The organism is Mesorhizobium norvegicum (genome assembly GCF_004919685.1).
Classification (GTDB): domain Bacteria; phylum Pseudomonadota; class Alphaproteobacteria; order Rhizobiales; family Rhizobiaceae; genus Mesorhizobium; species Mesorhizobium norvegicum.
Genome location: NZ_SMYZ01000021.1, coordinates 68758 through 84563, shown reverse-complemented (window position 1 = coordinate 84563; position 15806 = coordinate 68758). Strand labels below are relative to the sequence as shown.

General features: G+C 64.6%; 17 protein-coding genes. 9 read left to right on the top strand and 8 right to left on the bottom strand.

From position 1 onward, the window contains the following. From FCU66_RS08275 to deoA, 4 genes are all read left to right on the top strand, one after another. Positions 1 to 972, top strand: a complete 972-nt coding sequence (locus tag FCU66_RS08275) for an ABC transporter permease (RefSeq protein ID WP_136618564.1) — start codon at positions 1 to 3, stop codon at positions 970 to 972. Positions 973 to 1034: 62 nt separating this feature from the next. Beyond that, entirely contained in the window at positions 1035 to 1427 is a 393-nt protein-coding gene (gene cdd / locus FCU66_RS08270; RefSeq protein ID WP_109658878.1) for a cytidine deaminase, read from the top strand. 30 nt (positions 1428 to 1457) lie between these two features. Next, a complete protein-coding gene (locus FCU66_RS08265; protein WP_136618563.1) occupies positions 1458 to 2267 on the top strand; it encodes a purine-nucleoside phosphorylase in 810 nt (269 codons plus the stop codon). Further along, positions 2267 to 3586, top strand: coding sequence for a thymidine phosphorylase (deoA, locus tag FCU66_RS08260; protein ID WP_136618562.1), 1320 nt, complete (start codon positions 2267 to 2269; stop codon positions 3584 to 3586). The genes FCU66_RS08265 and deoA overlap by 1 nt, the downstream gene beginning before the upstream one ends. Before the next feature lie 67 nt (positions 3587 to 3653). Here deoA and FCU66_RS08255 read toward each other — a convergent pair whose 3' ends face one another. The 3 genes from FCU66_RS08255 to FCU66_RS08245 form a co-directional block, all read right to left on the bottom strand. Further along, a complete protein-coding gene (locus FCU66_RS08255) occupies positions 3654 to 4217 on the bottom strand; it encodes a TIGR02281 family clan AA aspartic protease (RefSeq protein ID WP_136618561.1) in 564 nt (187 codons plus the stop codon). Between the two features lie 223 nt (positions 4218 to 4440). Continuing rightward, positions 4441 to 5070 (bottom strand): uracil phosphoribosyltransferase, encoded by a 630-nt coding sequence (upp, locus tag FCU66_RS08250; RefSeq protein ID WP_023759649.1) that lies wholly within the window; start codon positions 5068 to 5070, stop codon positions 4441 to 4443. A gap of 146 nt (positions 5071 to 5216) precedes the next feature. After that, positions 5217 to 6191, bottom strand: a complete 975-nt coding sequence (locus FCU66_RS08245; RefSeq protein ID WP_109658874.1) for an adenosine deaminase — start codon at positions 6189 to 6191, stop codon at positions 5217 to 5219. A gap of 134 nt (positions 6192 to 6325) precedes the next feature. On the opposite strand from FCU66_RS08245, the gene ubiE reads away from it, so the two are divergent. The 3 genes from ubiE (at position 6326) to coaBC (ending at position 10291) form a co-directional block, all read left to right on the top strand. Then, positions 6326 to 7102: a bifunctional demethylmenaquinone methyltransferase/2-methoxy-6-polyprenyl-1,4-benzoquinol methylase UbiE gene (ubiE, locus tag FCU66_RS08240; RefSeq protein WP_136618560.1), complete on the top strand. Its 777-nt coding sequence runs from the start codon at positions 6326 to 6328 to the stop codon at positions 7100 to 7102. Between the two features lie 70 nt (positions 7103 to 7172). Next, complete coding sequence (gene ubiB / locus FCU66_RS08235; protein ID WP_136618559.1) at positions 7173 to 8747, top strand: 2-polyprenylphenol 6-hydroxylase; 1575 nt, start codon at positions 7173 to 7175, stop codon at positions 8745 to 8747. An 80-nt stretch (positions 8748 to 8827) separates the two neighbouring features. After that, entirely contained in the window at positions 8828 to 10291 is a 1464-nt protein-coding gene (coaBC, locus tag FCU66_RS08230) for a bifunctional phosphopantothenoylcysteine decarboxylase/phosphopantothenate--cysteine ligase CoaBC (RefSeq protein ID WP_206077123.1), read from the top strand. Between the two features lie 103 nt (positions 10292 to 10394). Here the strand turns inward: coaBC and FCU66_RS08225 are convergent, their stop codons facing one another. Both FCU66_RS08225 and FCU66_RS08220 read right to left on the bottom strand, forming a co-directional pair. Continuing rightward, on the bottom strand, positions 10395 to 10970 hold the full coding sequence (locus tag FCU66_RS08225) for an invasion associated locus B family protein (protein WP_136618558.1): 576 nt from the start codon (positions 10968 to 10970) through the stop codon (positions 10395 to 10397). 35 nt (positions 10971 to 11005) lie between these two features. Beyond that, complete coding sequence (locus FCU66_RS08220) at positions 11006 to 11272, bottom strand: hypothetical protein (RefSeq protein WP_136618557.1); 267 nt, start codon at positions 11270 to 11272, stop codon at positions 11006 to 11008. Between the two features lie 45 nt (positions 11273 to 11317). Here FCU66_RS08220 and FCU66_RS08215 point away from each other — a divergent pair, with 45 nt between their 5' ends. Both FCU66_RS08215 and FCU66_RS08210 read left to right on the top strand, forming a co-directional pair. Then, positions 11318 to 11626 carry a hypothetical protein gene (locus tag FCU66_RS08215; protein WP_136618556.1) on the top strand — a complete coding sequence of 103 codons (309 nt, stop codon included), beginning with the start codon at positions 11318 to 11320 and terminating at the stop codon, positions 11624 to 11626. A 127-nt stretch (positions 11627 to 11753) separates the two neighbouring features. Then, positions 11754 to 12230: an NUDIX hydrolase gene (locus FCU66_RS08210; RefSeq protein WP_136618555.1), complete on the top strand. Its 477-nt coding sequence runs from the start codon at positions 11754 to 11756 to the stop codon at positions 12228 to 12230. A 4-nt stretch (positions 12231 to 12234) separates the two neighbouring features. On the opposite strand, the gene FCU66_RS08205 is transcribed toward FCU66_RS08210, so the two are convergent. The 3 genes from FCU66_RS08205 to FCU66_RS08195 are packed head-to-tail and all read right to left on the bottom strand — an operon-like array spanning position 12235 to position 15806. Continuing rightward, the gene (locus FCU66_RS08205) at positions 12235 to 13086 is read right to left on the bottom strand and encodes a citryl-CoA lyase (protein ID WP_136618554.1); all 852 of its coding nucleotides are present in this window, start codon (positions 13084 to 13086) and stop codon (positions 12235 to 12237) included. Beyond that, positions 13083 to 14267 (bottom strand): CaiB/BaiF CoA transferase family protein, encoded by a 1185-nt coding sequence (locus tag FCU66_RS08200; protein ID WP_136618553.1) that lies wholly within the window; start codon positions 14265 to 14267, stop codon positions 13083 to 13085. The genes FCU66_RS08205 and FCU66_RS08200 overlap by 4 nt, the downstream gene beginning before the upstream one ends. Positions 14268 to 14282: 15 nt before the next feature. After that, positions 14283 to 15806, bottom strand: a complete 1524-nt coding sequence (locus tag FCU66_RS08195) for a tripartite tricarboxylate transporter permease (RefSeq protein ID WP_136618552.1) — start codon at positions 15804 to 15806, stop codon at positions 14283 to 14285.

Here is a 15806-nt window from a genome sequence, read left to right as displayed (position 1 = left end):
ATGGACGTGTTCAACGCAATCGTCCAGACACTGGACTCCACCATCCGCCTCTCGGTGCCGCTGCTGCTCGCTTGCCTCGCCGGCCTCTACTCGGAGCGCGCCGGCATCTTCGACATCGGCCTCGAAGGCAAGATGCTGGTCGGCGCCTTCGCCGGTGCTGCGGCCGCTTCCGTGTTCCATTCGGCCTTTCTCGGCCTCGGCATGGCCGTCCTGATCTCGGTCGCCTTTGCCATGATCCACGGCTTTGCCTCGATCACCCATCGCGGCAACCAGATCGTCTCCGGCGTCGCGATCAATTTCATCGCCGCCGGCTCGACCATCATTCTCGGCCAGGCCTGGTTCCAGCAGGGTGGACGCACGCCCGCGCTGCAACCGGGCGAGCGCTTCGAGGCCATCACTCTGCCGGGTGCCGACGCCATCCGCGACGTGCCGATCGTTGGGCCGATCTATGCCGAGCTGCTGTCGGGCCACTCGATCCTGGTCTATCTCGCCTTCGCGATGGTGCCGTTCACCTGGTGGGTGCTGTTTCGCACCCGCTTCGGCCTGCGCCTGCGCGCCGTCGGCGAGAACCCTGCCGCCGTCGACACCGCCGGCATCTCCGTCGCCTGGCTGCGCTACCGGGCGCTGATCTGCACCGGCATCCTCACCGGCATTGCCGGCGCCTATCTGTCGATGGTGCAAAATGGCGGCTTCGTGAAGGACATGACCGCCGGCAAGGGCTATATCGCGCTGGCCGCGCTGATCTTCGCCAAGTGGAAGCCGGTCAACGCCATGTTCGCCTGCCTGTTGTTCGGCTTCCTCGACGCGCTGTCGATCCGCCTGCAAGGCTCGCCACTGCCCATCATCGGCAAGGTGCCGGTGCAGTTCATGCAGGCGCTGCCCTATATCCTCACCGTCATCCTGCTCGCCGGCTTCATCGGCAAGGCCATTCCGCCACGCGCCGGCGGCGTGCCTTACGTCAAGGAACGCTGAGCCGCAGCAACGGGGCGGCTTGGTGCCGGGTTTTGGACACGATCATCGGAGAGAACACCTGAATGTCGCATGATCTGTTCGAGGCCGCCAAGGCTGCCATGGCCAAGGCCTATGCGCCCTATTCGAAATTTCCGGTGGGCGCTGCCTTGCGCACCGAGGACGGGCGCGTCTTTACCGGCGCCAACATCGAGGTCGCCTCCTACCCGGAAGGCTGGTGCGCCGAGACCACAGCGCTCGGCCACTACATCATGGGCGGTGGCGGCAAGATCGTGGAAATCGCCGTTCTTGCCGAGCGCATGGCGAAATGCTCGCCTTGCGGCGGCTGCCGGCAGCGGCTGGCCGAATTCTGCCGGCCGGAAACAAAGCTCTATCTCTGCGACAATGCCGGCGTGGCCGAGACTGTGACCATGGGCGAGATGCTGCCCTACGGCTTCCGCGGCGACATTTTGAAATGAACAACGAGCTGAAATGAAGAGCTGGCTGCAATGACGGAAAAGGCTCTGGACCACCTCATCGAAAGACTGGACGGCTTGGCGCCGTTGACAGCGCTGGTGCTGGGTTCGGGCCTGGGCGGGCTGGTCGACCAGATCGAGCATCCGATCCACATCTCCTATGCCGACCTGCCGGGCTTTCCCAGAAGCGGCGTCACCGGCCATGCCGGCGAAGTGGTGGCGGGGCTGTTTGCCGGTGTGCCGGTGCTGATGCTGTCTGGCCGCGCCCACTACTATGAGCATGGCGTTGCTGCGGCTATGCGACCGGTGCTGGAAGTGCTTGCCGGCATCGGCATCACGAAACTGATCCTCACCAATGCCGCCGGCTCGGTCGATCCGGACATGCCGCCGGGCTCGGTGATGCTGATATCGGACCACATCAATTTTTCGGGCACCAATCCGCTGATCGGCGAGCCCAGCGACCGCCGCTTCGTTGGTCTCACCGAGGCCTATGATGCCGGCATCCGCAAGGCCATCGAACGGGCGGCGAAAGCGACGGGAACCACACTGCACAAGGGCGTCTACATGTGGTTCTCGGGGCCATGCTTCGAAACACCCGCTGAAATCCGCATGGCGCGCATCATGGGCGCCAACGCGGTCGGCATGTCGACAGTACCGGAGGTCATTCTCGCCCGTTTCCTTGGACTGCGCGTCGCTGCCTGTTCGGTCATCACCAATCTGGCGGCCGGCATGACCGGGGCCGAGCTTTCGCACCAGGAGACCAAGGACATGGCGCCGGTAGGCGGCGCGCGGCTGGCAACGATCCTGCAGCGGGTGTTCCGCGACGGACTGCTGGAGAGCTGATGCTTCCGCAGGAAATCATCCGCCGCAAGCGCGACGGCCTGAGGCTGTCGGAGCAGGAGATTGCCGACTTTGTGAAGGGCTTGACCGGTGGGGCCGTTTCGGATGGCCAGGTCGGCGCCTTCGCCATGGCGGTGTTCTTCAACGGCATGAACCGCGACGAGGCGGTGGCGCTGACGCTGGCGATGCGCGATTCCGGTGACGTGCTCGACTGGTCGGACCTGCCCGGCCCGGTCACCGACAAGCATTCGACTGGCGGCGTCGGCGACAATGTCTCGCTGATGCTGGCGCCGATCGTCGCCGCCTGCGGCGCTTATGTGCCGATGATATCAGGCCGTGGCCTTGGCCACACCGGCGGCACGCTGGACAAGATGGATGCGATCCCCGGCTACGCCAGCCAGCCCGATATCGCACTGTTTCGCAAGGCGGTGCTCGAAACCGGCTGCGCCATCATCGGCCAGACCGCCGACCTCGCGCCAGCCGATCGACGGCTTTATGCGATCCGCGACGTCACCGGCACGGTCGAATCGGTGCCGCTGATCACCGCTTCGATCCTGTCGAAGAAGCTGGCGGCCGGGCTGCAATCGCTGGTGCTCGACGTCAAGGTCGGCAACGGCGCCTTCATGGAAAAATCGCGCGACGCCACCGCACTCGCCAACAGCCTGGTCGAAATCGCCAATGGCGCCGGGCTGAAGGCCTCGGCGTTGATCACCGGCATGAACGAGCCGCTGGCGTCGGCCGCCGGCAACGCCGTCGAGGTGCGCAACGCCGTCGATTTCCTCACCGGCCGGTTTCGTGACCATCGGCTCGAGGATGTGACGCTGGCGCTGGCCGCCGAAATGCTGCAGTCGGCGGGACTGGTTTCGTCCAATCAGGATGGCATGCGGCGCGCCACCGAGACGCTCACCAGCGGCCGCGCCGCCGCCACCTTCGCGCGCATGGTGGCCGTGCTCGGCGGCCCGGCCGATTTCATCGAGAAGCCGGAAAGATACCTGGCCACAGCGGCGACCGAATTTGCCGTCAAGGCGACGGCGAACGGCTTCGTCACCGGCATCGCGACCCGCGACATCGGGCTCGCCGTGGTTGGCCTGGGAGGCGGACGCACGCGGCCGGACGACAAGATCGACCCCGCGGTCGGCATCACCAGGCTGTTGCCGGTCGGTGCGGAGGTGAGGAGCGGCGAGCCGCTGGCGCTGGTCCATGCCCGCTCGTTGGCCGATGCCGAGGCCGCCGCCGTCACCGTGCTTTCGGCCTATACGGTCGGCGCTTCGAAACCGGCCGCCGACAAGTCGGTTATCCGGCGGATTCTTCCGCGCGGCTAGTGCATGTCGCCCAAAAGTGCGCAGCGGTTTTGGGATAACGACCTGCACAAAACAAAGACACGACTCTTTACTGAACGAGCAGCAGCGTGCCGTTCTCGACCTGGTATTTGTCGAGCCGGTTGAGGAAGCTCATGCCGATCAGATTTGTGCGCAGCGCCTTGTCGTCGAGCACGATGGTCTGGACGTCATTGACGGTGATGTTGCCGATCTGCAGGCGGTCGATCATTGCCACGGCTGCCTTGATGGTGCCGTTGGCGGTGCTGACCTCGTGACTGAAATCGGAAGCGTTCAGCGACAGCCCGATTCTACGCGCCGTCGAGGTGTTGATGGCGACCAATGTCGCGCCGGTGTCGATCATGCCGTCGACCTGACGTCCATTGAGCTTGAAGGCCGACGAAAAGTGTCCGCGCTCGTCTGCCGCAACGACGACCTTGCGGCCCATCGGCAGCGGCGCCGCCGATTTGTCGGGCACCGACGCCAGCTTGACGTCCGGCTGGGCCGCGATCGTAGGTTTGTTCGGCGCCGTCGATTTCAGCAGGTTTTCGACGAATTGCGGATTCGACTGATACACAATCGGTATCGATGCCGACGTACCGGCGAAAACGCCGAGGATGAGAAGTTTGCGCAGCATGGCTCGGCCTCGCCGCATGACCCCGAAAATCGGGATCGATTTTCGGAAAGGATCATGCGCAAAATCAAAGTGCTACAGCGTCTTTTGCGCGTCCGAATGGACGCGCGGCGCTGTAGTGACAGCCGATCCTTAAGCGCGGATGGTGTTTGCCGCTTTAACGGGCGCCAAAACCCCGCCTTTGCGTAAACATTTGGTAAATCGTACCAGGCAACTTTGCCTGGTACTACTTGGTCCCGTACATGCGGTCGCCGGCGTCGCCGAGGCCGGGCATGATGTAGCCCTTCTCGTTGAGCTGGCGGTCGATCGAGGCGGTGAAGACGGGAACGTCCGGATGCGCCTTGGTGAAGCGCTCGATGCCTTCGGGCGCTGCCAGCAGGCAAAGGAAACGGATGTTGGTGGCGCCGCGCTCTTTCAGCTTGTCGATCGCAGCGATCGCCGAATTGGCGGTCGCCAGCATCGGATCGACGACGATCACCAGACGATCGGCGAGGTCGCTCGGCGCCTTGAAGAAATATTCGACCGCTTCCAGTGTTTCGTGATCGCGATAGAGGCCGACATGGGCGACGCGGGCCGCCGGCACCAGGTCGAGCAGGCCTTCCAGCAATCCATTGCCGGCGCGCAGCACCGAGGCGAAGACCAGCTTCTTGCCCTCCAGCGTCGGCGCCTCCATGGTTTCCATCGGCGTTTCGATCGTCGTCGTCGTCAGTTCGAGGTTGCGGGTGACCTCGTAGCCAAGCAGCAGCGATATTTCGCGCAGCAGCCGGCGGAAGCCCGCCGTCGAGGTTTCCTTCTTGCGCATGATGGTCAGCTTGTGCTGGACAAGCGGATGGTCGATGACGGTGACGCCCTGCATGGTGTTCTCCTGATGCCTGCGCCCGAAAGTGCGCGCATGGTCCTTTCGGACGCGCCGCGCTTCAAGCTGCTTGAGCGAACCCTATCGACAATGCGCCGGCCAAGGAACCGCTTGGCCCGCACCGACCACAGCTTTGTCGGCAGAAATCAGCGTGCCGCGCCGTTCAACCGGGCAAGAAGCGCGGTCTTGGTCTTTTTGTCGACGAAAGCGGCTTCGATCGCGGTGCGGGTAACGGCGGCCAGCGCCTTTTCGTTCATCGAGAAATGCTCGCCGGCAATGTCGTATTCGCGCTTCAGCGAGGTCCAGAAATAGGGCGGGTCGTCGGAGTTGAGGGTCACCTTGCAACCGGCTGCCTGCAAGGCCGGGAACGGATGGTCGGCAAAACTGTCGAACACCTTGAGCGCGATGTTGGAACCGGGGCAGCATTCCAGCACGACGCCCTCGTCGGCAATGCGCCGGACAAGGTCCGGATTCTCGATGGCGCGCACACCATGGCCGATGCGGGACGGACGGATGTGATCGAGCGCCGCCTGGACCGTCTCCCAGCCCGTCAGTTCGCCGGCATGGATGGTGATGCCGAGCCCGGCCTCGCGCGCGATCTCGAAAGCCCTGACATAGTCCTCCATCTCGCCGATCCGCTCATCGCCGGCGACGCCGAAACCGGTGACCAGCGGATGCCCGCAGCGCGCTGCGAAACGCGCCGCCTGCTCGATCGACTCGACGCCGACATGGCGCACGCCTGTGACGATCATGCGGCCCTCGATGCCGGTCTTGGCCTTGGCGCGGGCCATGCCTTCGCCGAGCGCGTCGGTATAGGCTTTCGGCGACAGCCCGGCCTTCCTGGCATGGTCCGGCGAGGTGAAGACCTCGGAATAGATAGCCCCGTCGCGGGCAAGGCTGGTCAGATAATGGTCGGCCAGCCGCGCATAGTCCTCCTCGGTCCGGAAGAGGTCGGCGGAAAAGTCGTAAGCCGCGAGGAAGGACGTGAAATCGTGCCAGACGAAGGAACCGTTCTGGATATAGGGCGAGGTGTCCTTGCCGTATTTCTGCGCCTGGCGGATGACGAGTTCGGGCGCCGCTGCCCCTTCAATGTGGCAGTGCAGTTCCGCTTTCAAAGGCATTCAATCATCCCGTCGGTCTGTCCAGGTCTTGAAAACCCGCCACCTGGAAGCGCGGCTGAACACCGCGCCTTAAACAATAGCGCCCGCACCATCGATCGGCTATGGTCCCGCCGGTTTTATGACGGATCAAAAAAATGTCAGTTGAGAGAACCACGGCCGCGGGCGGCATGGAAACCTCTTATGGTTTCAAGCGTGTAGGGGCTGGCGACAAGCAGTCCCTGGTCAACGATGTTTTCCACAAGGTCGCCAACCGCTACGACCTGATGAACGATCTGATGTCGGCCGGCCTGCACCGGCTGTGGAAGGATGCCATGGTGACATGGCTCAACCCGCCGAAACGGGCGGGCTGGAAGGTGCTCGACGTTGCCGGCGGCACCGGCGACATCGCCTTCCGCATCGTCGATGCCAGCCACGGCAACGCCCATGCAACCGTGCTCGACATCAATGGCTCGATGCTGGCCGTCGGCCGCGACCGGGCCGAAAAGAAAGGCCTGTCCGCCAACACCGATTTCGTCGAGGCCAATGCCGAGGAGTTGCCCTTCGCTGATGCCACATTCGACGCCTACACCATCGCTTTCGGCATCCGCAACGTGCCGCGCATCGATGTCGCGCTCAGCGAAGCGTTCCGCGTGCTGAAGCCGGGCGGGCGCTTCCTGTGCCTGGAATTTTCCGAGGTCGAGATGCCGCTGCTCGACAAGGCCTACGAAGCATGGTCGTTCAATGCCATTCCCAAGATCGGCAAGATGGTCACCGGCGACGGCGAGCCCTATTCCTATCTGGTCGAATCGATCGCCAGGTTCCCCAACCAGCAGAATTTCGCGACGATGATTTCCCGCGCCGGCTTCGACCGCGTTTCCTTCCGCAATTATTCCGGCGGTATTGCTGCGCTGCATTCGGGCTGGAAGCTTTGAGGCTGGCTCGCATTTCTCACATTCGATGTGCGCTATGCCGGTTCGAAGATCCGGCAGGGCGGGCGCAGCCATGAGCACGGTCAGCGCTGGATTTCGGCTCGTAAGGGCCGGCTGGGTGCTGGTGCGCGAGGGCGTCGTCGCCGCCTTGCCGGGCGAGGAGCTGTCCGGCCTGCCGAAGTTCGGCTGGCGGCTGGCGCGATTGTTCACCCGTCGCCGCGCGCTTGCCTATGAGCGCAGCGACCGGCTGGCCAAAGCGGTCGTCCGGCTCGGTCCATCCTACGTCAAGCTCGGCCAGTTCCTGGCGACGCGGCCCGACGTGGTCGGCAACGACATGGCGCTCGATCTCGCTATGTTGCAGGACAAGATGCACACCTTTCCGAAGGCCGAAGCCATCGCGGCTATCGAGGCTTCGCTTGGGCGCAAGGTCGGCGATCTCTACGCGCAATTCGGCGATCCGGTCGCCGCCGCCTCGATCGCCCAGGTCCATGCCGCCGACACCATCCATGACGGCGCAGCCACCAAGGTGGCGGTAAAAGTCATCCGGCCGGGCGTACGCCGCCGCTTCTTCCATGATCTCGAAAGCTATTTCCTCGCCGCTCGCCTGCAGGAAAAATACATCCCGTCGTCACGCCGGCTGCGACCGGTCGAAGTGACCGAGACCCTGGCGCAGACCACCAGGATCGAGATGGATCTGCGGCTCGAGGCGGCCGCGCTCTCTGAGCTTGGTGAGAACACCAAGGACGATCCCGGCTTTCGCGTGCCATCCGTCGACTGGGAGCGCACCGGCCGCGACGTGCTGACCATGGAGTGGGTCGACGGCGTCAAGATGAACGACATTGCCGGTCTCGACGCCGCCGGCCACGATTTGAAGGCGATCGCCACCAATCTCATCCAGTCGTTCCTGCGCCATACGCTGCGCGACGGCTTCTTCCATGCCGACATGCATCCGGGCAACCTCTTCGTCGAGGCAAACGGCACCATCGTCGCCGTCGATCTCGGCATTGCCGGACGTCTCGGCAAGAAGGAGCGCCGCTTCCTCGCCGAAATCCTCTACGGCTTCATCACGCGCGACTATCTGCGCGTCGCCGAGGTGCATTTCGAGGCCGGCTACGTGCCGCGTCAGCACAATGTCGCGGCTTTCGCGCAAGCGATCCGCGCGATCGGTGAGCCGATCCATGGCCAGCCGGCCGAAACCATTTCGATGGCCAAGCTTTTGACGCTGCTGTTCGAGGTGACCGAACTCTTCGACATGGCGACGCGGCCCGAACTGATCCTGCTGCAGAAGACCATGGTGGTGGTCGAGGGCGTGGCGCGCACACTCGATCCGGCCTTCAACATGTGGAAGACGGCCGAACCGGTGGTTGGCGGCTGGATCGCCGGCAACCTTGGCCCGCAGGGTATGATGATCGATGCGCGCGACGGCGCCAAGGCGCTGCTGACGCTGGCCCGCCAGGTGCCCGAGCTTGCGGCGCGCACCGACCGGCTGTCACGCGAGATCGACCTGATGGCCGAGCACGGCCTGCGCTTCGACGAGACAACCGCGCGCGCCATCGGCAAGGCCGAGGCGCGTTACAGCCGCTCTGGCCGCCTGGCACTGTGGGTGATCGCGCTGACGCTCGTCTATATCGCCTGGAAGATCATCTAGCGGTCTGCCAAGAACGGCTTGTCCCAAAGTGATTGCATTGCTATCATTGCATTCGGCAGTGTTGAGCAGAGTGCAATCATATGGCCAGCATCACCATTCGCAATCTTGACAACGAGGTCAAGGATCTGCTGCGCCAGCTCGCTGCGGAGAACGACCGCTCGATGGAAGAGCAGGCGCGAGTGATGATCCGTGCTGCCGTCGAAGGCCAGCTTGGTTCGGCCGGCCGCATCGATCAGATCGAACAGACCTTGCGCGAACTGGCGAGCGCGCGCGGCCTGGCCGCCCCGGTTACCGCGGGGAAAATCATGCCGCGCGGCCTCTCCGGCAAGCGCATCCTGTTCATCATTGGCGGCGGCATCGCCGCCTACAAGGCGCTCGATCTGATCCGCCGGCTGCGCGAGCGCGGGGCTGCGGTTCGGGTGGTCATGACATCGGCCGCGCAGGAATTCGTCACAACCCTGTCGGTTGGCGCGCTCTCCGCCGACCATGTCTTTACCGAACTGTTCGACCGCAATGACGAGCACGATGTCGGCCATATCAGGCTGTCGCGCGAGGCCGACCTGCTGGTGGTGGCGCCCGCCACCACCGACCTGATGGCCAAGCTTGCCAATGGCCACGCCAACGATCTCGCCTCCACCGTACTCATCGCCACCGACAAGCCGGTGTTGATGGCGCCGGCCATGAACCCCAGGATGTGGGCGCATCCGGCCACCCGCCGCAACCGCGCGACACTGCAAAAGGACGGCATCGCCTTTGTCGGTCCGGCCAGGGGTGAGATGGCCGAAAGCAACGAGGCGGGCGAAGGCCGCATGGCCGAACCGCTGGAGATCGTCGCCGCGATTGAGGCGCTGCTCGATGTCGGCCCCAAGCCGCTGTCGGGGCGCAAGATCATCGTCACCTCCGGCCCGACGCATGAGCCGATCGACCCGGTGCGCTACATCGCCAACCGTTCGTCCGGCAAGCAGGGCCATGCCATCGCGGCAGCATTGGCCAGGCTCGGTGCGGATGTGTACCTCGTTTCCGGCCCTGTCGGCATCGCCGATCCGGCAGGCGTGCAGACCATCCATGTCGAACGTGCGCAAGAGATGCGCGATGCGGTGGAACAGCTCCTGCCCGCCGACGCGGCAGTGTTCGTCGCCGCCGTTGCCGACTGGCGCACGGAGAACTCGGCCGATGAGAAGATCAAGAAGGTCGCGGGCGAAGGGCCGCCGATGCTGCGCATGGTGGAGAATCCCGACATCCTCGCCGGCGTCGGCCATCACAGCCAGCGACCCGGCCTGGTTATCGGCTTCGCCGCCGAGACACAGGACCTTTTGCGCAACGCCGAGGCAAAACTCAGAAAGAAGGGCGCCGATCTCATCGTCGCCAACGACGTGTCGCAGGAAAGCGGCGTCGGTCCTTCGGGCGTGATGGGCGGCGATCGCAACCGGGTGCGGATCGTGTCCAAGGCCGGTGTCGAGGAATGGCCCGAGATGAGCAAGGACGAAGTGGCGGCTCGGCTCGCCGCCCTGATCGCCGAACGGCTCAAAACGATCGTCGTTTGAGCCGGCGCAAAGACGTCCCGCCCGCCACGTTCTGCGGCAGCGGCGCACCGCCCTGCCGCGAGATGGCATTCAGGCGGCGCGCCTTAAGTCCTGCGGCTCTACATCAATTGGTCAAAAGCTCCGCGGTCCGGGCAAGCGCGCCGGCGAAGCCGTTGAGCGGAATGGAAAAGCTCACCGCTTGTCCGGTGTCGGCCGCGAAGGCGTCGATCTTCAGGGTGGTGCCTGATTTCAGCAGCGGCGTGACAGTCGCATCGAACGCCACCGGCACCAGACAGCCGACGACCTGGCAGGTGTTGAATGCCAGGCTGCCATCCAGCTTCTGATCGTCGATGGTCAGGCTGACCCCCTTGGCCAGCGCCAGCCCGAACGGCAGCGCCAGCGTTCCCGTGGCATCGTCGCCGGTCTTGCTCGACAACTCGATCGCCAGCAGGCGCTGATTGCTTTGCTTGTTGAATTGCTGATGCGACAGGCTGCAGGTCTTGGTCGTGCCCGATATCTGGCAATTGACCGTCCAATCGCCATGGGTTTCGGACAGTGCCGACGCGCCCCCAGGCAGCTGCGGCGCATCGGCGGCGGCCGGCGCCGCCACCTTGTCACTTTTGGTTTGCGCTGCCACGGCCGGCATGCCGACGGTGCAGGCAACACCCAGCACCGCCACCAAATACGCGTACTTCCTCATCAAGACCCCTCCCGCCCGGCTCCGCCTCGGGCCAGCTAGAAGCTGACCTCGAGAGACGCGCTGATAGCGTTCTGTTCAACCGTTTCGCCGAAGGCGCCATTATACCTGACGGACATGCCGACGCCATTGACGCCATTCAGCTCAAGGCCAGCGTCGACCCGATAGAGCGGCGAATCGACGGCCTCCGTCAAGTACAATGCGGGGTTGCCAGGCAGATTCTCCGCCGCCGCGAAGCGGCCTTCGGCGGGTAAGTAGATCGACTTCACGACGATCGACGCCCTGGCCATGGCATCGTCGCGCAAAAGCCCTATATCAATGCACGGTGTTTTTTGCGCGGGAATGAGCGGATGTCGGCGCTTCGACCATCAACGATCTTCACATCGGCGATGCTGGCCACGGCAATGCTGGTGGGCGCTTGCCTGCCCGCCTCCGCGCAGGCCCTCAATTTCGACACCGGCAACAACGCGCTGATCCGGCAGAACGACCTGCAAATCCTGCAAAACAGGGTGCAGCGGCAGCAATACCAGCAGCAACAGCAGCAGTATCGTGCCCAGGACCGTCAGATCGTTCCGCAACCGCCGCCTGTCGTGCAGCAACTCAGGCCAAGCTGCCAGACGCAGATAATCGGCACCACCGCCGTGAGCAATTGCCGCTGACATCCAGGCGTTTTTCATTTATTTAGCCGACTTATGTATTGCGGGTGCCTTTCAGCACGTGCGAAAGTTTTGGTTTTGCAACGATGCCTTGTCGCGCTATGCGGCATTGCATCGACTGGATTGACGAATGGCAGCCACGAAGAAAAAGGCCGTACGCAAGGCAAAGAAGGGCGAGAGCATCCGCCAGGTGGCGGCTATTCCCTTTCGGCTGAACGCGCGCGGCGACATCGAGGTGATGCTGGTCACGTCGCGAACCACCAGACGCTTCATCGTCCCCAAGGGCTGGCCGATGAAGGGCAAGAGCGGACGCAAGGCAGCCACCATCGAGGCGCAGGAGGAAGCCGGCGTGCTCGGCAAGACGCTGAAGCAGCCGGCGGGCACCTATTCCTACTGGAAGCGGCTGGCCAATCGCTTTGTCCGCGTCGACGTCATCGTCTATCTGCTTGAAGTGACGGAGGAACTGGCCGACTGGCAGGAATCCAAACGACGCCAGCGGGCGTGGCTGGCGCCGGCCGACGCGGCCATGCTCATCGATGAGCCCGACCTTTCGACGCTGGTGAAGACGCTGAAGCTTCCTCAGCCTGTGCCAGACGACCAAGCATAAAGCCTCAGTCGCCGGTGTCATCGCCTCCAGAAAACGGCCGTACCGGAGTGCCGGTATAGGCCCACAACCACTCGCGCGGCAGCGGCCCCTTGTTTCGCTCGGCCTGCTGCGACTGCTCCCAGGCATGCGCCAGGATGCCGACCGAGCGCGACAGCACGAAAAGCCCGCGCGTCAGCGGCGGCGGAAAGCCGAGTTCGCCATAGATGACGGCGGTGGCGCCATCGATGTTGAGCGGTATCTTTTTCCCTTTGCGCCGCGCGATTTCCGTCTCGATCGCCTCGGCGATGTCGGCGAAACGTCCATTGACGACACCGCGCGCGGCAAATTCGCGGGTCAGTTCCAGCAGCCGCGGCGCGCGCGGGTCGACGGGATGGAAGCGGTGTCCGAGCCCCGGCACATAGCCCTTCTCCTCGGCGAAGAACCGGTCGAGCCGTGCCGAGACCGCTTCATTCAGCATCATCCCGGCATCGATCGCCACGGCAATGTCACCGTAGAAGGAAAGCGCCTGTTCGCCGGCGCCGCCATGCACGTCGCCGAGAACGTTGATGGCCGAGGCCATGGCGCTGTTGATGCCGACGCCGCAGGTTGCCGCCATGCGCGCGATGGCGATCGACGGCGCCTGAGGCCCGTGGTCGACTGCCGCCCCCAGCGCAATACCGAGCAGTGCCGCCTGGTCCTCGCTGGGAAGCTCGCCACGCAGCATCAGCCAGATCATCGCCGGGAAGCTGACGCGGCCGATCAGATCCTGGATCTCGTAGCCGCGCAGCCGGATGACACCAGGGTGCATCTCGATGATATCGGTCTGCCACCATTCCTCGCCGCGCTCACGGCCAGTCTTCTTCTCCGTGCCACTCATGCCCGTGCCTTTGCCTTGGCGCGGGACGGCAGGTCCGCGAACACCTCGCCCATATGCTCGCCGAGCGCCGGCGGCGGCTTCGTCGGCAAGGGTGCCACGCCGTCGACCATGAAGCCGCCGCGCAGAACGGTCAGCGGCTTGTCCATGCCAGCCACATCGTCAAAATTGGTGGTCACCTGGCGTTCGAGGACTTGCGGCTCGGCGAGCACTTGCGGGATCGTCAGCACCCTGCCGGCGGGCACGCCGGCACGATTGAGCGTCTCTTCCCAGGCCGCCGCCGGGGCGCCCGCCAGGGCGTCCTCGATCTCGACTTTCAGCGCCGCACGGTTGCGCTTGCGCGTCTCGCGCTCGGCAAAGCGGGCGTCCCCGGCCAGGTCCGGCCGGCCGATCAGCCGGCACAGCGTCACGAACTGCTCCTGCTTGTTGGCGGCGATGTTGATGAGCCCGTCGCCGGTGCGAAAGGCGCCGGAGGGTGCCGCGGTCATGTTCTCATTGCCCATCGGCTGGGGATCGACACCTGCGGTCAGGTAGTTGGAGACCGGCCAGCCAAGCGCGGAAAGCGTGCATTCGAGCATCGAGACGTCGAGAAAAGCGCCCTCGCCGCTCGTCTTCTGCCGCACCAGCGCCGAGGCGATGGCGAACGCGCCGACCAGTCCGCCAAGCGTGTCGGCGACGGGATAGCCGACACGCAGCGGCGCCGTCTCCGGCGTACCGGTGATGCTCATGATCCCCGACAGGCCCTGGATGATCTGGTCATAGGCGGGATTGTCGCGCATCGGCCCGGTCTGGCCGAAACCCGATATCGCGCAATAGACGAGGCCGGGACGGACCGCCTTCAGCGCCTCGTAGCCAAGGCCGAGCCGATCCATCACGCCCGGGCGGAAATTCTCCACCAGCGCATCGGCGCTGGCGACCAGATCGAGGAAGCGCTCGCGATCCGCTTGCTTCTTGAGGTCGAGCACCACCGATCGTTTGCCGGCGTTCTGCGCCAGGAACGAGGCGCCCATGCCGGCGCTGTTGAGCTTTGGTGAGCCGCCGAGCTGGCGTGCCAGGTCGCCGCCTTGCGGTGCCTCGACCTTGATGACGTCGGCGCCGAGCAGCGCCAGCTGATAGGCGCAATAGGGGCCGGCCAGGACGTTGGTCAGGTCGAGGACGCGGATACCGGAAAGCAGTTCTGTCATGGCATCAGGGATCGATCAGGCATCGCCGGGCACATGCTCCGGTCCGCGCCGGCGCCGATGCTCGATGAAGGCCCAGATATGCGGGCCGGCGAGGCCGATGAAGGCGAGCGTCAGCAGCGTGAGCGACAGCTTGTGGGTGTAAAACACCGACCAGTCGCCATTCGAGATGGTCATCGCCCGGCGAAACTGGGTTTCTGCGAGTGGCCCCAGGATCATGCCGATGATGACGGGCGCGGTCGGGAAATCGAAGCGCCGCATCAGGAAGCCGGCCGCCCCCAGCAGGTAGAGGATGACGAGGTCGATGGGCGATTGCGAAATGCCATAGGTGCCGACCGTGGCGAACACCAGGATGCCGGCGTAGAGCTGCGGCGCCGGGATTTTCAGCAGCCGCACCCACAGCCCGATCAGCGGCAGGTTGAGGATGACGAGGATGACGTTGGCAATGAACAGGCTGGCGATCAACCCCCAGACGAGGTCGCCCTGGGTCGTCAGAAGCAGCGGCCCGGGATTGATGCCGTAGCTCTGGAACGCCGACAGCATGATTGCCGCCGTCGCCGAGGTCGGCAGGCCAAGCGTCAGCATCGGCACCAGCACGCCGGCCGCGGACGCATTGTTGGCCGCCTCGGGACCGGCGACGCCCTCGATGGCGCCGACCGTGCCGAACTCCTCCTTGTGCTTCGACAGCTTCTTTTCGATCGCATAGGACAGGAAGGTCGGGATTTCGGCGCCGCCGGCCGGCATGGCGCCGATCGGGAAGCCGATAGCAGCGCCGCGCAGCCAGGGTTTCCACGAACGCCCCCACTCGGCCGCAGTCATGTAGAGCGAGCCCTTCAGCGGCACGATCTCGTCCTTGCCGGCATAGCGGCGCGAGGCCATGTAGAGCGTCTCGCCGACGGCAAACAGGCCAACGGCGGCGATGATGACATCGACGCCGTCGAGCAGTTCGTTCGTGCCGAAGGTGAAGCGCGGCTGGCCGGTCTGCAGGTCGACGCCGATCATGCCGATGACGAAGCCGGCGAACAGGCTGGTCAGGCCACGCACGGACGAGGAGCCCAGCACCGCCGAAACCGTGATGAAGGCCAGCACCATCAGCGAGAAATATTCGGCCGGGCCGAAGGCCAGCGCGAACTTGACCACCACCGGCGCCAGAAAGGCGACGCCCATCGTGCCGATCGTGCCGGCGACGAACGAGCCGATCGCCGAGGTGGCGAGGGCTGCACCGCCACGGCCGGACCGCGCCATCCTGTTGCCTTCCAGCGCGGTGACGATGGTGGCGCTTTCGCCGGGCGTGTTGAGCAGGATCGACGTCGTCGAACCACCATACATGGCGCCGTAGTAGATGCCGGCAAACAGGATGAAGGACGCTTCCGGCGCCACCTGGTAGGTGATCGGCAGCAGCAGCGCGATGGTCAGCGCCGGCCCGAGGCCGGGCAGCACGCCGATGGCGGTGCCGAGCGTGGTGCCGAGCAGGCACCACATCAGGTTCACCGGCGTGAAGGCGACGGAAAATCCATGTGCGAGATGACCGAGCGTTTCCAT